We start from the raw sequence: 18,432 nt of genomic DNA, 5'->3' as shown, positions 1-18,432 counted from the left end.
CGAGGGTGGTCCGTGCCGCCCTCTTATCATCCGAAGTCGCGTTGTTTGCGCCGGATGAGCACCAGGATTCCATTAGCCACGCCCGCTGACACCGGGCCAACGAAGATCTTTGAACCATGGCCACTATCCACGTAGACGGCAAAGCGCTCGAAGTCGATGGGGCAGACAACCTGTTACAGGCATGTCTGTCGCTAGGCCTCGACATTCCCTATTTCTGCTGGCACCCCGCCCTCGGCAGCGTTGGCGCCTGTCGCCAGTGCGCGGTCAAGCAGTACACCGACGAGAACGACAAGCGTGGTCGTATCGTCATGTCCTGCATGACCCCTGCCACCGACGGCAGCTGGATTTCCATCGACGACGAAGAAGCCAAAGTGTTTCGCGCCAGCGTCGTCGAATGGCTGATGACCAACCACCCGCACGACTGCCCGGTCTGCGAGGAAGGCGGTCACTGCCACCTGCAAGACATGACGGTAATGACCGGCCACAACGAGCGCCGTTACCGCTTCACCAAGCGTACCCACCAGAACCAGCAACTGGGCCCGTTCATCTCTCACGAAATGAACCGCTGCATCGCCTGCTATCGCTGCGTGCGCTTCTACAAGGACTACGCCGGCGGTACTGACCTCGGTGTATTCGGCGCCCACGACAACGTGTACTTCGGTCGCGTTGAAGACGGGACCCTGGAAAGCGAATTCTCCGGTAACCTCACCGAGGTCTGCCCGACCGGTGTGTTCACCGACAAGACTCACTCCGAGCGCTATAACCGCAAGTGGGACATGCAGTTCTCGCCGAGCATCTGCCATGGCTGCTCCAGCGGTTGCAACATCAGCCCGGGTGAGCGTTACGGCGAACTGCGCCGCATCGAAAACCGTTTCAACGGTTCGGTGAACCAGTATTTCCTCTGCGACCGTGGCCGTTTCGGTTATGGCTACGTCAACCGCAAGGATCGCCCACGTCAGCCGCTGCTGGCCAACGGCGCCAAGCTGAGCCTCGACGAAGCCCTGGATAAAGCCGCTGACCTGCTGCGTGGTCGAAACATCGTTGGTATCGGTTCGCCGCGTGCCAGCCTGGAAAGCAACTACGCCCTGCGCGAACTGGTCGGCGCCGAGCACTTCTACTCGGGTATCGAAGCCGGTGAGCTGGAACGCATCCGCCTGGTCGTGCAAGTGCTGAAAAGCAGCCCGCTGCCGATCCCGAACATGCGCGACATCGAAGACCACGACGCGATCTTCGTCCTCGGTGAAGACCTGACCCAGACCGCTGCCCGCATGGCCCTGGCCCTGCGTCAGTCGGTCAAGGGCAAGGCCGAAGAGATGGCCGACGCCATGCGTGTTCAGCCTTGGCTGGATGCCGCGGTGAAGAACATCGGCCAGGACGCGCTGAACCCGTTGTTCATTGCCAGCCTGGCTGAAACCAAACTCGACGATATCGCCGAAGAGTGCGTTCACGCCGCTCCCGACGACCTGGCTCGCATCGGTTTCGCCGTGGCCCACGCCCTCGATGCCAGCGCTCCAGCCGTTGAAGGCCTGGACAGCGAAGCACTCGAACTGGCCCGGCGCATCGCCAACGCCCTGCTCGCCGCCAAACGTCCGCTGATCATCGCCGGTACTTCCCTGGGTTCCAAAGCGCTGATCGAAGCCGCGGCGAACATCGCCAAGGCCCTGAAGCTGCGCGAGAAGAACGGTTCCATCAGCCTGATCGTGCCAGAGGCCAACAGCCTCGGCCTGGCCATGCTCGGTGGTGAATCGGTCGACGCTGCGCTGCAAGCGGTGATCGACGGCCAGGCCGACGCCATTGTGGTCCTGGAAAACGATCTGTACACCCGTACCGACAAGACCAAGGTCGATGCTGCCCTGAGCGCCGCGAAAGTGCTGATCGTCGCGGATCATCAGAAGACTGCCACCAGCGATCGCGCGCACCTGGTTCTGCCAGCCGCCAGCTTCGCTGAAGGCGACGGCACCCTGGTCAGCCAGGAAGGCCGCGCCCAGCGCTTCTTCCAGGTCTTCGACCCGACTTACCTGGACGCGAGCATCCTGGTTCATGAAGGCTGGCGCTGGCTGCATGCCCTGCGCTCGACCTTGCTGAACCAGCCGCTGGACTGGACCCAACTGGACCACGTCACCGCCGCCTGCGCCGCCAGCAACTCGCAACTGGCCGGCATCGTCAGCGCCGCACCGTCCGCCGCGTTCCGCATCAAAGGCCTGAAACTGGCCCGCGAACCGCTGCGTTACAGTGGCCGGACCGCCATGCGTGCCGACATCAGCGTGCACGAGCCGCGTACTTCCCAGGACAACGACACCGCGTTCTCGTTCTCCATGGAAGGCTACTCGGGCTCCGTCGAACCGCGTCAGCAAGTGCCGTTCGCCTGGTCTCCGGGCTGGAACTCGCCGCAAGCCTGGAACAAGTTCCAGGACGAAGTCGGTGGTCATCTCCGTGCTGGCGACCCAGGCACCCGCCTGATCGAAAGCCAGGGTGATCGCCTGAACTGGTTCGCCGCTGTTCCGCGCGCGTTCAACCCGGCTCAAGGCACCTGGCAGGTCGTACCGTTCTATCACCTGTTCGGCAGCGAAGAGACCTCTTCCAAAGCCGCACCTGTTCAGGAACGCATCCCGGCTGCTTACGTCGCTTTGGCCAAGTCCGAAGCCGATCGCCTGGGTGTCAACGACGGCGCTATGCTGAGCTTGAACGTGGCTGGCCAGACCCTGCGTCTGCCGCTGCGCATCAATGAAGAGCTGGGTGCTGGTCTGGTCGCATTGCCGGCTGGTATTGCCGGTATTCCTCCGGCGATCTTTGGCAAATCCGTTGACGGTCTGCAGGAGGCAGCGCAATGACCTGGTTCACCCCTGAAGTGATCGACGTGATCATCGCGGTGGTCAAGGCCATCGTGATTATGCTCGCCGTGGTGGTTTGCGGCGCGCTGCTGAGCTGGGTCGAACGGCGTTTGCTGGCCCTCTGGCAGGATCGTTACGGTCCGAACCGGGTTGGCCCGTTCGGCGCCTTCCAGATCGCCGCCGACATGATCAAGATGTTCTTCAAGGAAGACTGGACTCCGCCGTTTGCCGACAAGGTGATCTTCACCCTGGCACCGGTGGTGGCCATGAGCGCCTTGCTGATTGCGTTCGCGATCATCCCGATCACCCCGACCTGGGGTGTCGCGGACCTGAACATCGGCTTGCTGTTCTTCTTCGCCATGGCCGGTCTGTCGGTCTATGCGGTGCTGTTCGCCGGCTGGTCGAGCAACAACAAGTTCGCCCTACTCGGCAGCTTGCGTGCCTCGGCCCAGACCGTGTCCTATGAAGTGTTCATGGGCCTGGCGCTGATGGGCGTGGTGGCGCAGGTTGGCTCGTTCAACATGCGCGACATCGTCGAATATCAGGCGCAGAATCTGTGGTTCATCATTCCGCAGTTCCTCGGTTTCTGTACCTTCTTCATCGCTGGCGTGGCCGTGACTCACCGTCACCCCTTCGACCAGCCGGAAGCGGAACAGGAACTGGCCGACGGTTACCACATTGAATACGCCGGCATGAAATGGGGCATGTTCTTCGTCGGTGAGTACATCGGCATCGTGTTGATCTCGGCGCTGCTGGTGACTCTGTTTTTCGGTGGTTGGCACGGACCTTTCGGCATTCTGCCGCAGATCCCGTTCATCTGGTTCGCTATGAAGACCGCGTTTTTCATCATGCTGTTCATCCTGCTGCGCGCATCGATTCCGCGCCCACGGTATGACCAGGTGATGGATTTCAGCTGGAAATTCTGCCTGCCGCTGACCCTGATCAATCTGCTGGTGACCGCTGCGATCGTGTTGATGAACACGCCCGCCGGCGCGGCTCAGTGAGGATAGAGAACCATGAAGTACTTGTTTGACATCTTGCATGGCACCTACACCCAGCTTCGCAGCCTGGTGATGATTTTCGGTCATGCATTCCGCAAGCGTGACACGCTGCAGTATCCGGAAGAGGAGGTGTACCTGCCTCCACGCTTCCGTGGTCGTATCGTGCTGACCCGCGACCCCGATGGCGAAGAGCGTTGTGTAGCCTGCAACCTGTGCGCCGTGGCGTGCCCGGTGGGTTGCATCTCGCTGCAGAAAGCTGAAACCGAAGACGGTCGCTGGTACCCGGACTTCTTCCGCATCAACTTCTCGCGCTGCATTTTCTGCGGCCTCTGCGAGGAAGCCTGCCCGACCACCGCGATCCAGCTGACACCGGATTTCGAAATGGCCGAGTTCAAACGTCAGGACCTGGTTTACGAGAAAGAAGATCTGCTGATCTCCGGTCCCGGTAAAAACCCTGATTACAACTTCTATCGTGTTGCAGGTATGGCCATTGCCGGTAAGCCAAAAGGCTCCGCGCAAAATGAAGCCGAGCCGATCAACGTGAAGAGCTTGCTGCCTTAAGGAAGAAAGATGGAATTCGCTTTCTATTTCGCATCAGGAGTTGCCGTTGTGTCCACGCTTCGCGTGATCACTAACACCAACCCTGTGCACGCCCTGCTCTACCTGATTATTTCGCTGCTCGCCGTGGCGATGACCTTTTTCAGCCTCGGCGCTCCATTCGCCGGCGTACTGGAAGTGATCGCCTACGCCGGCGCCATCATGGTGCTGTTCGTGTTCGTGGTGATGATGCTGAACCTGGGCCCCGCCTCGGTTCAGCAGGAGCGCGTCTGGCTCAAGCCCGGCATCTGGGGCGGTCCCGTGGTACTCGCGGCGCTGCTGCTGGCGGAACTGCTGTATGTGTTGTTCGCCAACCCGAGCGCCGGCGGTATCGGCCACACCACCGTAGACGCCAAGGCCGTGGGCATCAGCCTGTTCGGTCCTTATCTGCTGGTGGTCGAACTCGCCTCGATGCTGTTGCTTGCCGCAGCTGTCACGGCGTTCCACCTGGGCCGCAACGAGGCGAAGGAGTAACACTATGCCTGCTATCCCTTTCGAGCATGGCCTGGCTGTCGCCGGCGTGCTGTTCTGCCTCGGTCTGGTCGGCCTGATGGTCCGCCGCAACATCCTCTTCGTGCTGATGAGCCTGGAGATCATGATGAATGCCTCCGCTTTGGCGTTCATCGTCGCCGGTAGCCGCTGGGGTCAGCCGGATGGACAGATCATGTTCATCCTGGTGATCAGCCTGGCAGCCGCCGAGGCCAGTATTGGCCTGGCGATTCTGTTGCAGCTGTATCGCCGCTTCCACACTCTCGATATCGACGCTGCCAGCGAGATGCGCGGATGAACCTTCTCTATCTGACTTTCCTGTTCCCCCTGATCGGTTTTGTGCTGCTGGCGTTCTCCCGGGGACGCCTCTCGGAAAACCTCTCGGCGCTGATCGGCGTCGGCTCCGTCGGCCTCTCGGCAATCGTCGCGGCTTATATTATCTGGCAGTTCAACGTTGCCCCACCCGAGGGTGGTCACTACACCCAGGTACTGTGGCAATGGATGTCGGTGGAAGGCTTCAAGCCGAACTTCGCCCTGTACCTGGATGGTCTGTCCCTGACCATGCTCGGTGTGGTGGTTGGCGTCGGCTTCCTGATCCACCTGTTCGCCTCCTGGTACATGCGCGGTGAAGCTGGTTACTCGCGCTTCTTCGCCTACACCAACCTGTTTATCGCCAGCATGCTGTTCCTGGTGCTCGGCGATAACCTGTTGTTCCTGTACTTCGGCTGGGAAGGCGTGGGTCTGTGCAGCTACCTGTTGATCGGTTTCTACTACAGCAACCGCAACAACGGTAACGCCGCCCTCAAAGCCTTTATCGTCACCCGGGTCGGCGACGTGTTCATGGCCATCGGCCTGTTCATCCTGTTCCAACAGTTGGGCACGCTGAACATCCAGGAACTGCTGGTCAAGGCGCCCGAGCACTTCAAGGTCGGCGACTTCTGGATCGTATTGGCAACCCTGATGCTGTTGGGCGGCGCTGTCGGTAAATCCGCGCAACTGCCGCTGCAAACCTGGCTGGCGGATGCGATGGCCGGCCCTACCCCGGTTTCGGCACTGATCCACGCCGCAACCATGGTGACCGCCGGTGTCTACCTGATTGCCCGTACTCACGGCCTGTTCGCCCTGGCGCCGGATATCCTGCAACTGGTCGGTATCGTCGGTGGCGTAACGCTGGTCCTGGCCGGTTTCGCCGCCCTGGTGCAAACCGACATCAAACGCGTCCTCGCCTACTCGACCATGAGCCAGATCGGCTACATGTTCCTGGCGCTGGGTGTGGGTGCCTGGGAAGGTGCGATCTTCCACCTGATGACCCACGCCTTCTTCAAGGCGCTGCTGTTCCTTGCATCCGGTTCGGTGATCGTTGCCTGCCACCACGAGCAGAACATCTTCAAGATGGGCGGCCTGTGGAAGAAACTGCCATTGGCTTACGCCAGCTTCATCGTCGGTGGCGCCGCGCTGGCGGCCCTGCCTCTGGTGACCGCGGGCTTCTACTCGAAAGACGAAATCCTCTGGGAAGCTTTCGCCAGCGGCAACCACGGTCTGCTGTACGCCGGCCTGGTCGGTGCCTTCATGACTTCGCTGTACACCTTCCGCCTGATCTTCATCGCGTTCCATGGTGAAGCCAAGACCGAAGCCCATGCGGGTCACGGCATTGCCCACTGGCTGCCATTGTCGGTGCTGATCGTGCTCTCGACCTTCATCGGCGCGATGATCGCTCCACCGCTGCACGGCGTACTGCCGCAAAGCGTCGGTCATGCCGGCGGCGAAGCCAAGCACAGTCTGGAAATCGCTTCGGGCGCCATCGCCCTGGCCGGGATCCTGCTGGCGGCCCTGCTGTTCCTCGGCAAGCGTCGCTTCGCCAGCGCCGTCGCCAACAGCAGCATCGGACGTCTCCTCTCGGCCTGGTGGTTTGCTGCCTGGGGCTTCGACTGGATCTACGACAAACTGTTCGTCAAGCCGTACCTGATGATCATCCATGTACTGCGCAAAGACCCGCTCGACCAGACCATTGGCCTGATTCCGCGTCTGGCCAAAGGGGGTCACAACTCCCTGAGCCGGACCGAGACCGGTCAGTTGCGTTGGTATGCGGCTTCCATGGCTGCTGGTGCCGTGCTGGTAATGGGCGCCATCGTGTTGGTAGCGGTCTGATATGAACCTTGCGAAATTGCGAAAGGAATTGAGCCCGTCATGATTCTGCCTTGGCTAATCCTGATCCCCTTTATCGGCGGCCTGCTGTGCTGGATGGGGGAGCGCTTCGGCGCCACCCTGCCACGCTGGATTGCGTTGCTGACCATGTCCCTGGAACTCGCTCTCGGCCTCTGGCTGTGGGCCCATGGCGATTATTCATTTGCTCCGGCGCCTGGCGCCGACCCGGCCTGGGTGATTGAGTTCAAACACGCCTGGATCGAGCGCTTCGGCATCAACGTGCACCTGGCCCTCGACGGCCTGTCGCTGTTGATGATCCTGCTGACCGGCCTGCTGGGTGTCCTCTCGGTACTCTGCTCGTGGAAAGAGATCCAGCGTCATGTTGGCTTCTTCCACCTGAACCTGATGTGGATCCTCGGCGGTGTGGTCGGCGTGTTCCTCGCCCTCGACCTGTTCATGTTCTTCTTCTTCTGGGAAATGATGCTGGTGCCGATGTACTTCCTCATCGCGCTCTGGGGTCATAGTTCATCGGACGGAAAGAAGACCCGGATCTACGCGGCGACCAAGTTCTTCATCTTCACCCAGGCCAGCGGCCTGATCATGTTGGTGGCGATCCTCGGTCTGGTACTGGTCAACTTCAACGACACCGGGGTGATCACCTTCGATTACGCCCTGTTGCTGAAAACCAAGATGTCGATGACCACCGAGTACATCCTGATGCTCGGCTTCTTCATCGCCTTCGCGGTGAAGCTGCCGGTGGTGCCGTTCCACTCCTGGCTGCCGGATGCGCACGCCCAGGCACCGACCGCAGGTTCCGTCGACCTGGCCGGTATCTTGTTGAAGACCGCGGCTTACGGTCTGTTGCGTTTCGCCCTGCCACTGTTCCCGAATGCCTCGGCCGAGTTCGCGCCGATCGCCATGACCCTGGGTCTGGTCGGGATCTTCTACGGCGCGTTCCTGGCGTTCGCCCAAACCGACATCAAGCGCCTGATCGCCTTCTCCAGCGTTTCGCACATGGGCTTCGTGCTGATCGGGATCTACTCCGGTAGCCAGCTGGCGCTGCAAGGCGCCGTGATGCAGATGCTGGCGCACGGTGTTTCGGCAGCCGCACTCTTTATCCTCAGCGGCCAGTTGTACGAGCGCCTGCACACTCGCGACATGCGCGAGATGGGCGGCCTGTGGTCACGCATCGCCTACCTGCCGGCGATCAGCCTGTTCTTTGCAGCCGCTTCGCTGGGCTTGCCGGGTACCGGTAACTTCGTCGGCGAATTCCTGATCCTGCTGGGCAACTTCGCCAGCGCCCCGTGGATCACTGCGATTGCTACCTCGGGTCTGGTATTCGGTTCGGTCTATTCGTTGATCATGATCCACCGTGCCTACTTCGGTCCGTCCAAGTCGGACACCGTGTTGCACGGCATGGATGCTCGCGAACTGATCATGGTGGTTGGACTTGCGGTGCTGCTGGTTTACCTCGGCGTGTTCCCGCAACCGTTCCTCGATACCTCTGCCGCTACGATGAGTGGTGTGCAGCAATGGTTCGGTACCGCCTTCACTCAACTCGCTTCGGCCCGGTAAGAGCGCTATGGACTTTACGATTCAACACTTTATCGCGCTTGCGCCGTTGTTGATCACCAGCGCCACGATCATCGTGGTGATGCTGGCCATCGCATGGCGACGCAACCACTCACAGACCTTCCTGCTGTCGGTAGCCGGTCTCAACCTGGCCCTGCTGTCGATCCTCCCGGCCTTGAAAGTCGCGCCTCTGGCCGTGACTCCACTGATGCAGGTCGATAGCTTCGCCTGCCTCTACATGGCGCTGATCCTGGTCGCCACGCTGGCGTGCGTAACCCTGGCCCACGCCTACCTCGGCGATGGCGGTTCGGGTTATCCGGGCAACCGCGAAGAGCTGTACCTGCTGATCCTGATGGCTGCGGCCGGTGGCCTGGTACTGGTCAGCGCGCAGCACCTGGCCGGCTTGTTCGTCGGTCTGGAACTGCTTTCGGTACCGGTCTACGGCCTGGTGGCCTATGCATTCTTCAACAAGCGTTCCCTGGAAGCTGGCATCAAGTACATGGTGTTGTCGGCAGCCGGCTCGGCGTTCCTGTTGTTCGGCATGGCGCTGCTTTACGCAGAAGCCGGCAGCATGAGCTTCAGCGGCATCGGCCAGGCACTGGCCGCTACCGGTCTGCCAAGCCCGATCGCGCAACTGGGCCTGGCAATGATGCTGATCGGCCTGGCGTTCAAGCTGTCGCTGGTGCCCTTCCACCTCTGGACTCCGGACGTCTACGAAGGTGCTCCGGCACCCGTGGCGGCGTTCCTGGCGACGGCGTCGAAAGTCGCGGTGTTCGCGGTAATGGTGCGGCTGTTCCAGATTTCGCCAGTGGCCAACAGCGGTGTACTGAGCAACGTGCTGACCATTATCGCCATCGCGTCGATCCTGTTCGGTAACCTGCTGGCGCTGACCCAGAGCAACCTCAAGCGTCTGCTGGGTTACTCGTCCATCGCCCACTTCGGTTACCTGCTGATCGCCCTGGTGGCGAGCAAGGGTCTGGCAATGGAAGCCATCGGCGTGTACCTGGTCACCTACGTGATCACCAGCCTCGGCGCATTCGGCGTGATCACCCTGATGTCCTCGCCGTACAACGGCCGTGACGCCGATGCGCTGTACGAGTACCGCGGCCTGTTCTGGCGTCGTCCGTACCTGACCGCGGTACTGACCGTGATGATGCTGTCGCTGGCCGGTATCCCGCTGACTGCAGGCTTCATCGGCAAGTTCTACATCATCGCCACCGGTGTCGAATCCCACGAATGGTGGCTGGTCGGCTCCCTGGTATTGGGTAGCGCCATTGGCGTGTTCTACTACCTGCGAGTGATGGTCACCCTGTACCTGATCGAACCGAACCTGCGTCGTCACGATGCTCAACTGCACTGGGAACAACGTACTGGCGGCGTGATGCTGCTGGCCATCGCTGCCCTGGCGTTCTTCCTTGGTGTGTATCCACAGCCGCTGCTGGCACTGGTTCAACAGTCGGGATTGGCGGGTTGATCGTTTAGTTACAGGCGGTAGAAAACAGAAACGGCACCTTCGGGTGCCGTTTTTGCGTTTGAGGGATAGGAATCCGTGCGCGCTCCCCTCCTCCTCGCACAAATCAAGGAATGCCCCCACCCAAGTTTGCGTACGCCTTACATCCTGTTCTCACAATCTGATCCTAAGGTGTCCCTGGTCGGTAGCCGCGCCTTCAAGCACCTTGACCTAACCCTCTTTCCACACCAAACTATACGCAGATAACGTACAGACTATGAATGCTCTCTTTATCGAACTACCACCGTTTCAGAGGCACCGTAAGGACTATCTGGATGATGAGCTTTTTCGTAGCTTTCAGATCGAGCTGATGAAAAACCCCGAAGCAGGGGACGTCATTGAGGGAACCGGAGGATTGCGCAAAGTACGCTTTGTCGATGAGCGACGGAACAAGGGCAAGCGTGGCGGTTTGAGGGTGATTTATTACTGGTGGTCCGGAGGATCTGAGTTCTGGCTATTCACTCTGTATGGCAAGAACGAGCAGGACGATCTGACCCAGCAACAGAAAAAGATACTTAAACAGATGCTAAGCAGCGAAACCAAAGCGAGAACGAACCATGAAACGTGACATCTTTTCCGAGTTGGTGGAAGGCTTTGAAGCCTTGACTGATGAGCGCCAGGGTAAAGTCACACTGCGCTCGCACAAGGTGCAACTGAACAAGCTTGAGCCAATCACAGCAGAGGAAGTGGTGGGTATACGCCAGCAACTGAATCTCTCGCGTTCCGTATTTGCCATGTACCTGCGCACCAACACCCGCACTCTGGAAAACTGGGAGCAAGGGCGTGCGAAACCAAACGCTCAAGCCGTGACACTTATCCGTCTGGTTGCACGCTTCCCGGAAACAGTAGCGCGGCTCGCAGAGTTGACCTGAACGATCGAAGGCTGCTCCCTCCTGAATATTCAACGCCTGTAACAACGCCTTCGCGGGCAAGCCCACATTGGATTTGCGCCGAGCACATTAGGAGTGTCTGACTCGGCCTCCTGTGGGAGATTCTATGGTTGAGCGGCTCTCCTGGTGGCTTGCGGTGCAGGGCTTGCTTCATTCTGATAGCTGGCCGTAAACACCGAGGGGATCAGTTGAGCTTTACAGGGACAATTACTATGGCTATCCAGCGTGCCAGCCACGGCTTTGCCATGACTGATCATGTGCGAAATGCCACCGACGATCTTGTAAGTCTTGCCGTCCTTGCCACAGGTGACTCGATCACCATCGCGAGCATGGGCGATGCCATACATCATGACTCGGGTATCACCATCCAGGACTTTGCCGCCGCAAGTGGTCTTGTCATCCAGGCCAATGAAATATCCCTTACTCATTGGTTTCTACTCCCTCGATTGAGGGCCCCTCCGTCACGGGCTTGACTGCCCTCGGTTGCGACTCGGTAAATCGCGCGAGGGGGGATGTTCTTCAGCGTCAACCCGCTGCTGACGAATGATCGCCATGACTTCGTCGTCAAATCCCGCAAGTTGCTCCTCGGTGAAGGGCGAGTCGTCCAGGCAACGGAGAAACTCAGGGGAGACTTCATTGGTATACATGGGGTGCAAGGATGCATTCATTTCCAGGATCATTTTTCTTGGAGGCTTCGGGCTGCTTTCCCCTTTCCCCTCGGCAAGAGCACTGAGCCGGGAGAATATCGGGGCGATGATGAGTAAGACGGTGGGACGCTAGCAGCGTCGCCGCCCCAATGGCAGGGCATCAAGAGCGAACAGGAAATGACGCAAAGAAAAAATCCGTTTACTACACAGCAACCCGGTCAACCCGCCGAAGCTACAAGTTGCCTTGGGAAAAAGTGGGAAAAGGGCGACGGATTTATTTCCCGGCGTAGCAGCTGTCGAGTAGAACGAGGCAGCGTTCGGCTGCGAAGCAGCCGTAAAACCCTGTACCTCGGTGTTTCAGATAAACCGTGAGCGCAGGTTTTACGAGGACTCCGTCCTCGGACGCTGCCTCGTTCTACTCGACAGCTGCTACGGGAGTTCTTGCCTTTAGAGAGGTGTCCCATGCAAAAAAACGGCACCTTACGGCGCCGTTTACTGAACGCCTGAAGTGATTTACTTACGCGCTGCCTCCCACGACTTCAGCAGTTCGGCGTAGCTCACGGTCTCACCCTTAGGCTTCTCGTTGGCCAGTTTCGGTTTCGGGGCGCCTGGCTGGTCGAGCCAGTATTGCGCGTCGCGCTCGGGGTTCATTTTCGGGGCGCAAGTGGCTTGTGCTTTCGAGCGCTCAAGACGGGTCAGGATGGCGTCCTGATCCTTGGCCAGGCCATCCAGTGCTTGCTGCGGGGTTTTCTCGCCGCTGGCAGCTTCCGCGATATGGCTCCACCACAGCTGCGCCAGGCGTGGGTAGTCCGGCACGTTGGTCCCGGTCGGGGTCCATTGCACGCGGGCCGGGCTGCGATAGAACTCCACAAGGCCACCGAGTTTCGGCGCCAGGTCAGTCATGGCTTGCGAGTTGATGTCTGATTCACGGATCGGCGTCAGGCCGACGATGGTTTTCTTCAGCGATACGGTTTTCGAGGTCACGAACTGCGCGTAGAGCCAGGCCGCCAGTCGTTGTTTCTCCGGTGTGGATTTGAGGAAGGTCCAGGAACCGGCGTCCTGATAACCGAGTTTCATGCCCTCCTCCCAGTACGGACCTTTCGGCGACGGTGCCATGCGCCATTTCGGCGTGCCGTCGGCGTTCATTACCGGCAAACCAGGCTTGGTCATGTCGGCAGTGAACGCGGTGTACCAGAAAATCTGCTGGGCGATGTTGCCTTGGGAGGGTACCGGGCCGGATTCGGAGAAGGTCATGCCCGCCGCTTCCGGTGGCGCGTATTTTTTCATCCAGTCAACGTACTTGGTGGTCGCATACACCGCCGCCGGGCCATTGGTGTCGCCGCCGCGGGTCACGCTGGAGCCGACCGGATGGCAATCCTCGACGCGGATGCCCCACTCGTCCACCGGCAAGCCGTTGGGTATGCCTTTGTCGCCGGCGCCGGCCATGGAGAACCAGGCATCGGTGAAGCGCCAACCCAGGGATGGATCTTTCTTGCCATAGTCCATGTGCCCATAGACCCGTTTACCGTCGATTTCCTTGACGTCTTCGCTGAAGAATCTGGCGATGTCTTCATACGCCGACCAGTTCACCGGCACGCCCAGCTCGTAGCCGTACTTTTCCTTGAACTTTGCTTTGAGGTCCGCACGCTCGAACCAGTCGGCGCGGAACCAGTAGAGGTTGGCGAACTGTTGGTCAGGCAACTGGTAGATCTTGCCGTCCGGCGCAGTGGTGAAGGAGATGCCGATAAAGTCTTTGATGTCCAGGGTTGGCGAGGTGTAGGCCTTGCCTTCGTTGGCCATCAGATCGGTGATCGATTCGGTCTTGCCGTAGCGAAAGTGCGTACCGATCAGGTCCGAGTCGTTGACCCAGCCGTCATAGATATTCTTGTCCGACTGCATTTGGGTCTGCAGTTTTTCCACCACGTCGCCTTCCTGCAACAGATCGTGGGTCAACTTGATTCCGGTGATTTCAGTAAAGGCCTTGGCCAGCACCTTGGACTCGTATTCGTGGGTGGCAATGGTTTCCGAGACCACGTTGATCTTCATCCCGCGAAACGGCTCGGACGCCTTGATGAACCACTTCAGCTCTTCGAGCTGCTGGGCTTCGGTGAGGGTGGACGGTTTGAATTCACTGCCAATCCATTTTTTGGCCGCATCTTCATAGGCGTCGGCCCAGGCCGCAGCGCTCAACCCGCTGAGTGCCAGCATGGCTGCCAATGAAACGCTATGTCGCAGCTTATTGTTTTTGTCGAACATGAGACCTCCTGTTTGGGTTTCGGAGCATGACTGCCGGATTTCGGCTAGCCCCAGCGCATCACAGCCAACAGCCACACCAGGGACAGCGCGGTCGCCACCCAGATGCTCCATTCAGTCACACCAATCACCAGCAAATGCAGGTAGGCGCTTGCGAGAAGACCGATAAACAGCCGATCGCCACGGGTGGTGCTGATCGGTAGAAAGCCGCGCCGAGGGATGCTCGGCGAACGCAGCTCCCAAGTGGTCATGCCCGCCAGCAACAGAGCGATGGCGCCGAAGAATGCCGCGGTCGGCGGGGTCCAGTTCATCCATTCCATCGGCAGTTCCTCAAACCCGGCCGAGGGCAAAGCCCTTGGCTACGTGATTACGAACGAACCAGATCACCAGCATGCCCGGCAGGATGGTCAGTACCCCTGCCGCCGCCAGCACGCCCCAGTCGATCCCCGAAGCCGACACGGTGCGGGTCATCACCGCCGCGATCGGCTTGGCGTTGACCGAGGTCAGGGTGCGCGCCAGCAACAGTTCGACCCAGGAGAACATGAAGCAGAAGAACGCCGTCACGCCGATGCCCGAACCAATCAGCGGGATGAAAATCTTCACGAAAAATCTGGGAAAACTATAGCCATCAATGTAGGCGGTTTCGTCGATTTCCTTGGGCACGCCGGACATGAAGCCTTCGAGAATCCACACCGCCAGCGGCACGTTGAACAGGCAATGCGCCAGGGCCACCGCGATGTGGGTGTCGAACAGGCCGATGGACGAATACAACTGGAAGAACGGCAACAGGAACACTGCCGGTGGTGCCATGCGGTTGGTCAGCAGCCAGAAGAACAGGTGTTTGTCGCCGAGGAACCGGTAGCGCGAGAACGCATAGGCCGCCGGCAGCGCCACGCTCAGCGAGATCAGCGTGTTAAAACTCACGTAGTACAGCGAGTTGAGGTAACCGGTGTACCAGCTCGGATCGGTGAAGATCACCTTGTAGTTGGCGAATGTGAAGTCCTGGGGAAACAGCGTCAGGCTGCCGAGGATTTCGGTGTTGCTCTTGAACGACATGTTCAGCAGCCAGTAGATCGGCACCAGCAGGAACAGGATGTAGATCAGCAACGGGATTAGCTTACGCTTGGTCATGGCGGGCCTCACCGGTTGGCGTCGGAGTGGGTCATGGCGGTGTAGAACAGCCAGGACACCAACAGGATGATCAGGAAGTACACCAGCGAGAATGCCGCCGCCGGGCCCAGGTCGAATTGCCCGACCGCCATTTGGGTCAGGGTCTGGCTGAGGAAGGTAGTGGCGTTACCCGGCCCGCCACCGGTCAGGACGAACGGTTCGGTGTAGATCATGAAGCTGTCCATGAAGCGCAGCATCACCGCGATTAACAGTACGCTTTTCAGCTTCGGCAACTGGATGTAGCGAAATACCGCCCAGCTCGAGGCCCGATCGATCCGCGCTGCCTGGTAGTACGCATCCGGGATAGCCCGCAGGCCGGAGAAACACAGCAGCGCCACCAGCGAGGTCCAGTGCCAGACGTCCATTACCAACACCGTGACCCAGGCATCCATGGTGTTGGCCGCATAGTTGTAGCTGATGCCCATGGCATTCAAGGTCCAGCCGAGCAAACCGATGTCGGCGCGGCCGAAGATCTGCCAGATGGTGCCGACCACGTTCCACGGAATCAGCAGCGGAATCGCCATCAAGATCAACACCAGCGATGACCAACGGCCCTTGGTCGGCATGGTCAGGGCGATGGCGATGCCCAGCGGGATCTCGATCAACAGCACGCAGGCGGAATAGATGAACTGACGCAGCAGCGAGTCGTGCAGGCGTGGATCGAGCAGCACCTGGCGATACCAGTCGGCCCCGACGAAATAACGGCTCGACTGATCGAAAATGTCCTGCACCGAGTAATTGACCACCGTCATCATCGGGATCACGGCGCTGAAGGCCACCAGCAGGAACACCGGCAGCACCAGCCACCAGGCCTTGTTGTTCTGCACCTTGTTCATGGCTGCGCCTCTAGCAGGTAGTCATCGGCATAGACCATCAACCACTGCGCCGGGAAGCTGATCCAGGCCTTGCCCTCGGGCACTGGTTTGTCCTCGGCCAGGCGCACTTTCAACGGTGCGCCATCCAGATCGAGGGTCATGATCTTGTAGGTGCCGAGGTCCTCGACATGCACTACCGCGGCTTGCAGCGCGTCGTCGTAGGGCTCGTCCCGGACGTGGATGAACTCCGGACGAATACCGACTTTCAGGGTCTTCCATTGGCGTTCGGCGATCCGCTGCTGCAACGCCTCGGACAACGCCAGATGGGTTCCGGCAAAACCGACGCCACCGGCCATGGGTTTGACCTCGATCAGATTCATCCCCGGGCTGCCGATGAAATAGCCGACAAAGGTGTGGCTCGGCCGCTCGAACAACTCCCGCGGCGTGCCGAACTGCACGATCTGCCCGCCGTACATCACCGCGATCTTGTCGGCGAAGGTCGAGGCCTCGAGTTGGTCGTGGGTCACGTAGACCATGGTGATGTTGAACTGCTCATGGATCTGCTTGAGCTTGCGCCGCAGTTTCCATTTCAGGTGCGGGTCGATCACCGTCAGCGGCTCATCGAACAGAATCGCTGAAACGTCATCGCGCACCAGGCCACGGCCCATGGAGACCTTTTGCTTTTCATCGGCCGTCAGGTTGCGGGCCTTCTTGTACAGCAGCGGCTGCAAATCGAGGACCTCGGCGATTTCCAGCACCTTGCTGTGAATCTTCGCCTCGGCCATGCCCTGATTACGCAGCGGGAAGGCCAGGTTATCGAACACCGTCATAGTGTCGTAGACCACCGGGAACTGGAAAACCTGGGCGATGTTGCGCCGCTCGGGCGTCAGCTCATTGACCACTCGGCTGTCGAACAGCACCTGGCCTTCGGACGGGATGAGCAGCCCGGAAATGATGTTGAGCAAGGTCGACTTGCCGCACCCGGACGGGCCGAGCAAGGCATAAGCACCGCCCTGCTCCCAGATATGGTTCATCTCGCGAATCGCATAGTCCTCAGGCCCGGCAGGCGTGCGGTTGTAGCTGTGGGCGAGGTTCTGCAAACGGATTTCGGCCATCAGGCAATCCTCGCGACACGCCGACCGGGCGCCTGGACCAGACGCCCCTGCGCATCGAAGACAAAGAGTTTGTGAGTCGGGATGTAAATGCGGATCGGCGCGTCGACGTCGTACTCATGCACCCCGGGCAGGTGCAGTACCAGCAGGAAATACTCATTGCGTACATGCAGGAAAGTTTCCGAACCGCTGATCTCCGCCACCTCGACGGTCACCGCCAGCTCCAGGTCGTCGTCGTTGCTCGGTACCAGGGAGATATGGCTCGGCCGCACGCCGAAGCGAAACTCGCCCTCGCCGACCGGGCGCAAATCCACGTTCAGCGGAAAATGCACGAAATTGGCGAAGCTCACTTCATTGCCAGCGATCCGCCCCGGCATCAGGTTGATCGGTGGCTCGGAGAACAGCTCGGCGGCCAGCACGGTCTGCGGCTGGTGATAGACCTCGGCGGTCTTGCCACTCTGCACCACCCGGCCTTCGTGCAGAATGGTCGTGGTACCGCCCAGGGCCAGCGCTTCGTTGGGCTCGGTGGTGGCGTAAAGGGCGATGGTGCGGTGGGCCTTGAACAGCTCGCGCATTTCCTGGCGCAGCTCTTCGCGCAGCTTGTAGTCGAGGTTGACCAGCGGCTCATCGAACAGGATCAGCTCGGCATCCTTGACCAGCGCCCGGGCCATGGCGGTGCGCTGCTGTTGGCCACCGGAGAGTTCAAGGGGATAGCGCTGGAGAAACTTTTCGATGCGCAGCATCTGCGCGGTTTCCAGCACCTTGCTCTGGATCAACTCGGCCGAAACACCGGCCTGGCGCAGCGGCGAGGCGATGTTTTCGAAGACGGTCATGGTCGGGTAATTGATGAATTGCTGATAGACCATCGACACATTGCGCAACCGCACCGGGCGCTGGGTGACGTCGACGCCGTTCATCAGGATGCGGCCGCTGTCGGGTTTGTCGAGGCCGGCCATCAGCCGCATCAAGCTGGTCTTGCCGGACAGCGTACGGCCGAGCAATACGTTGAAAGATCCGGGTTCGAAGCGAAGATTCGCGTCGTCGATCCAGATCTGGCCCTCGACGGTGCGACTGACGTGCTCCAGCGTTAATGACATGGCTCGGCCTTTTTATTATTGGAGTCAAGCGACCTGAGCAACAGAGCGACATTCGTGCCAGAAATTCCAAGTGGTTGATCCAGTTTGGTTTTCTTTAATAGGAAGGGAGATCGGCATTCGTTGCTGAACAGAAATGAACAACTGCGACTGAACAACTGAACAGTCCCGGGTTTGACAATGAACAATAGTGAACAACACTCAACGGATGCTTTGAATCCGCGGCACCTCATGGGCTGGCCACGTTTCTGTAGGAGCTGCCGCAGGCTGCGATCTTTTGATCTTGGTGATGGTGGTGTCAGCAGA

Annotated in this window: 18 protein-coding genes; 10 read left to right on the top strand and 8 right to left on the bottom strand. The window is 59.7% G+C overall.

Features of this window, described 5'->3' with window-relative positions; all coding sequences use genetic code 11:
- Nucleotides 1-116: 116 nt before the first annotated feature.
- The 10 genes from nuoG (at nt 117) to AC3IUA_RS10965 (ending at nt 11,017) form a co-directional block, all read left to right on the top strand.
- The gene (gene nuoG / locus AC3IUA_RS11010) at nt 117-2,831 is read left to right on the top strand and encodes an NADH-quinone oxidoreductase subunit NuoG (protein ID WP_489360819.1); all 2,715 of its coding nucleotides are present in this window, start codon (nt 117-119) and stop codon (nt 2,829-2,831) included.
- On the top strand, nt 2,828-3,835 hold the full coding sequence (gene nuoH, locus AC3IUA_RS11005) for an NADH-quinone oxidoreductase subunit NuoH (RefSeq protein WP_489360817.1): 1,008 nt from the start codon (nt 2,828-2,830) through the stop codon (nt 3,833-3,835). The genes nuoG and nuoH overlap by 4 nt, the downstream gene beginning before the upstream one ends.
- A gap of 12 nt (nt 3,836-3,847) precedes the next feature.
- The gene (nuoI, locus tag AC3IUA_RS11000; RefSeq protein ID WP_489360816.1) at nt 3,848-4,393 is read left to right on the top strand and encodes an NADH-quinone oxidoreductase subunit NuoI; all 546 of its coding nucleotides are present in this window, start codon (nt 3,848-3,850) and stop codon (nt 4,391-4,393) included.
- 9 nt (nt 4,394-4,402) lie between these two features.
- Nucleotides 4,403-4,903, top strand: coding sequence for an NADH-quinone oxidoreductase subunit J (gene nuoJ, locus AC3IUA_RS10995; RefSeq protein ID WP_489360814.1), 501 nt, complete (start codon nt 4,403-4,405; stop codon nt 4,901-4,903).
- 4 nt (nt 4,904-4,907) lie between these two features.
- Nucleotides 4,908-5,216: an NADH-quinone oxidoreductase subunit NuoK gene (nuoK, locus tag AC3IUA_RS10990; protein WP_489360812.1), complete on the top strand. Its 309-nt coding sequence runs from the start codon at nt 4,908-4,910 to the stop codon at nt 5,214-5,216.
- Nucleotides 5,213-7,066: an NADH-quinone oxidoreductase subunit L gene (gene nuoL, locus AC3IUA_RS10985; protein WP_489360811.1), complete on the top strand. Its 1,854-nt coding sequence runs from the start codon at nt 5,213-5,215 to the stop codon at nt 7,064-7,066. Before nuoK ends, nuoL begins: the two co-directional genes overlap by 4 nt.
- A 39-nt stretch (nt 7,067-7,105) precedes the next feature.
- On the top strand, nt 7,106-8,638 hold the full coding sequence (nuoM, locus tag AC3IUA_RS10980) for an NADH-quinone oxidoreductase subunit M (RefSeq protein WP_489360810.1): 1,533 nt from the start codon (nt 7,106-7,108) through the stop codon (nt 8,636-8,638).
- A gap of 7 nt (nt 8,639-8,645) precedes the next feature.
- Nucleotides 8,646-10,109 carry an NADH-quinone oxidoreductase subunit NuoN gene (nuoN, locus tag AC3IUA_RS10975; protein ID WP_489360808.1) on the top strand — a complete coding sequence of 488 codons (1,464 nt, stop codon included), beginning with the start codon at nt 8,646-8,648 and terminating at the stop codon, nt 10,107-10,109.
- Between the two features lie 253 nt (nt 10,110-10,362).
- Nucleotides 10,363-10,713 (top strand): toxin, encoded by a 351-nt coding sequence (locus tag AC3IUA_RS10970; RefSeq protein WP_489360806.1) that lies wholly within the window; start codon nt 10,363-10,365, stop codon nt 10,711-10,713.
- Entirely contained in the window at nt 10,703-11,017 is a 315-nt protein-coding gene (locus AC3IUA_RS10965; protein ID WP_489360804.1) for a helix-turn-helix domain-containing protein, read from the top strand. The genes AC3IUA_RS10970 and AC3IUA_RS10965 overlap by 11 nt, the downstream gene beginning before the upstream one ends.
- Nucleotides 11,018-11,139: 122 nt before the next feature.
- Here AC3IUA_RS10965 and AC3IUA_RS10960 read toward each other — a convergent pair whose 3' ends face one another.
- The 8 genes from AC3IUA_RS10960 to AC3IUA_RS10925 form a co-directional block, all read right to left on the bottom strand.
- Entirely contained in the window at nt 11,140-11,463 is a 324-nt protein-coding gene (locus AC3IUA_RS10960) for a PAAR domain-containing protein (protein WP_489360802.1), read from the bottom strand.
- Nucleotides 11,464-11,496: 33 nt separating this feature from the next.
- The gene (locus tag AC3IUA_RS10955; RefSeq protein ID WP_489360801.1) at nt 11,497-11,703 is read right to left on the bottom strand and encodes a hypothetical protein; all 207 of its coding nucleotides are present in this window, start codon (nt 11,701-11,703) and stop codon (nt 11,497-11,499) included.
- A 492-nt stretch (nt 11,704-12,195) separates the two neighbouring features.
- On the bottom strand, nt 12,196-13,938 hold the full coding sequence (locus AC3IUA_RS10950) for an ABC transporter substrate-binding protein (protein WP_489360800.1): 1,743 nt from the start codon (nt 13,936-13,938) through the stop codon (nt 12,196-12,198).
- Nucleotides 13,939-13,982: 44 nt separating this feature from the next.
- Nucleotides 13,983-14,255 (bottom strand): DUF2160 domain-containing protein, encoded by a 273-nt coding sequence (locus AC3IUA_RS10945; protein WP_150807633.1) that lies wholly within the window; start codon nt 14,253-14,255, stop codon nt 13,983-13,985.
- 10 nt (nt 14,256-14,265) lie between these two features.
- On the bottom strand, nt 14,266-15,066 hold the full coding sequence (locus tag AC3IUA_RS10940) for a carbohydrate ABC transporter permease (RefSeq protein ID WP_489360798.1): 801 nt from the start codon (nt 15,064-15,066) through the stop codon (nt 14,266-14,268).
- 8 nt (nt 15,067-15,074) lie between these two features.
- The gene (locus AC3IUA_RS10935) at nt 15,075-15,941 is read right to left on the bottom strand and encodes a carbohydrate ABC transporter permease (RefSeq protein ID WP_489360796.1); all 867 of its coding nucleotides are present in this window, start codon (nt 15,939-15,941) and stop codon (nt 15,075-15,077) included.
- Complete coding sequence (locus AC3IUA_RS10930; RefSeq protein WP_489360795.1) at nt 15,938-17,035, bottom strand: ABC transporter ATP-binding protein; 1,098 nt, start codon at nt 17,033-17,035, stop codon at nt 15,938-15,940. The genes AC3IUA_RS10935 and AC3IUA_RS10930 overlap by 4 nt, the downstream gene beginning before the upstream one ends.
- Complete coding sequence (locus AC3IUA_RS10925; RefSeq protein WP_489360793.1) at nt 17,035-18,129, bottom strand: ABC transporter ATP-binding protein; 1,095 nt, start codon at nt 18,127-18,129, stop codon at nt 17,035-17,037. The genes AC3IUA_RS10930 and AC3IUA_RS10925 overlap by 1 nt, the downstream gene beginning before the upstream one ends.
- Between the last annotated feature and the right edge of the window lie 303 nt (nt 18,130-18,432).

This window comes from Pseudomonas sp. KH_050 (genome assembly GCF_057838875.1).
The sequence above is the reverse complement of the archived record's forward strand: the minus strand, read 5'-3'. Positions and strand labels throughout refer to the sequence as shown.

What these genes read in the sequence shown, in the direction of transcription:
- nuoG (WP_489360819.1), top strand. Translation starts at nt 117, where the DNA reads ATGGCCACTATCCACGTAGACGGCAAAGCGCTCGAAGTCGATGGGGCA.
- nuoH (WP_489360817.1), top strand. Translation starts at nt 2,828, where the DNA reads ATGACCTGGTTCACCCCTGAAGTGATCGACGTGATCATCGCGGTGGTC.
- nuoI (WP_489360816.1), top strand. Translation starts at nt 3,848, where the DNA reads ATGAAGTACTTGTTTGACATCTTGCATGGCACCTACACCCAGCTTCGC.
- nuoJ (WP_489360814.1), top strand. Translation starts at nt 4,403, where the DNA reads ATGGAATTCGCTTTCTATTTCGCATCAGGAGTTGCCGTTGTGTCCACG.
- nuoK (WP_489360812.1), top strand. Translation starts at nt 4,908, where the DNA reads ATGCCTGCTATCCCTTTCGAGCATGGCCTGGCTGTCGCCGGCGTGCTG.
- nuoL (WP_489360811.1), top strand. Translation starts at nt 5,213, where the DNA reads ATGAACCTTCTCTATCTGACTTTCCTGTTCCCCCTGATCGGTTTTGTG.
- nuoM (WP_489360810.1), top strand. Translation starts at nt 7,106, where the DNA reads ATGATTCTGCCTTGGCTAATCCTGATCCCCTTTATCGGCGGCCTGCTG.
- nuoN (WP_489360808.1), top strand. Translation starts at nt 8,646, where the DNA reads ATGGACTTTACGATTCAACACTTTATCGCGCTTGCGCCGTTGTTGATC.
- AC3IUA_RS10970 (WP_489360806.1), top strand. Translation starts at nt 10,363, where the DNA reads ATGAATGCTCTCTTTATCGAACTACCACCGTTTCAGAGGCACCGTAAG.
- AC3IUA_RS10965 (WP_489360804.1), top strand. Translation starts at nt 10,703, where the DNA reads ATGAAACGTGACATCTTTTCCGAGTTGGTGGAAGGCTTTGAAGCCTTG.
- AC3IUA_RS10960 (WP_489360802.1), bottom strand. Translation starts at nt 11,463, where the DNA reads ATGAGTAAGGGATATTTCATTGGCCTGGATGACAAGACCACTTGCGGC.
- AC3IUA_RS10955 (WP_489360801.1), bottom strand. Translation starts at nt 11,703, where the DNA reads ATGAATGCATCCTTGCACCCCATGTATACCAATGAAGTCTCCCCTGAG.
- AC3IUA_RS10950 (WP_489360800.1), bottom strand. Translation starts at nt 13,938, where the DNA reads ATGTTCGACAAAAACAATAAGCTGCGACATAGCGTTTCATTGGCAGCC.
- AC3IUA_RS10945 (WP_150807633.1), bottom strand. Translation starts at nt 14,255, where the DNA reads ATGGAATGGATGAACTGGACCCCGCCGACCGCGGCATTCTTCGGCGCC.
- AC3IUA_RS10940 (WP_489360798.1), bottom strand. Translation starts at nt 15,066, where the DNA reads ATGACCAAGCGTAAGCTAATCCCGTTGCTGATCTACATCCTGTTCCTG.
- AC3IUA_RS10935 (WP_489360796.1), bottom strand. Translation starts at nt 15,941, where the DNA reads ATGAACAAGGTGCAGAACAACAAGGCCTGGTGGCTGGTGCTGCCGGTG.
- AC3IUA_RS10930 (WP_489360795.1), bottom strand. Translation starts at nt 17,035, where the DNA reads ATGGCCGAAATCCGTTTGCAGAACCTCGCCCACAGCTACAACCGCACG.
- AC3IUA_RS10925 (WP_489360793.1), bottom strand. Translation starts at nt 18,129, where the DNA reads ATGTCATTAACGCTGGAGCACGTCAGTCGCACCGTCGAGGGCCAGATC.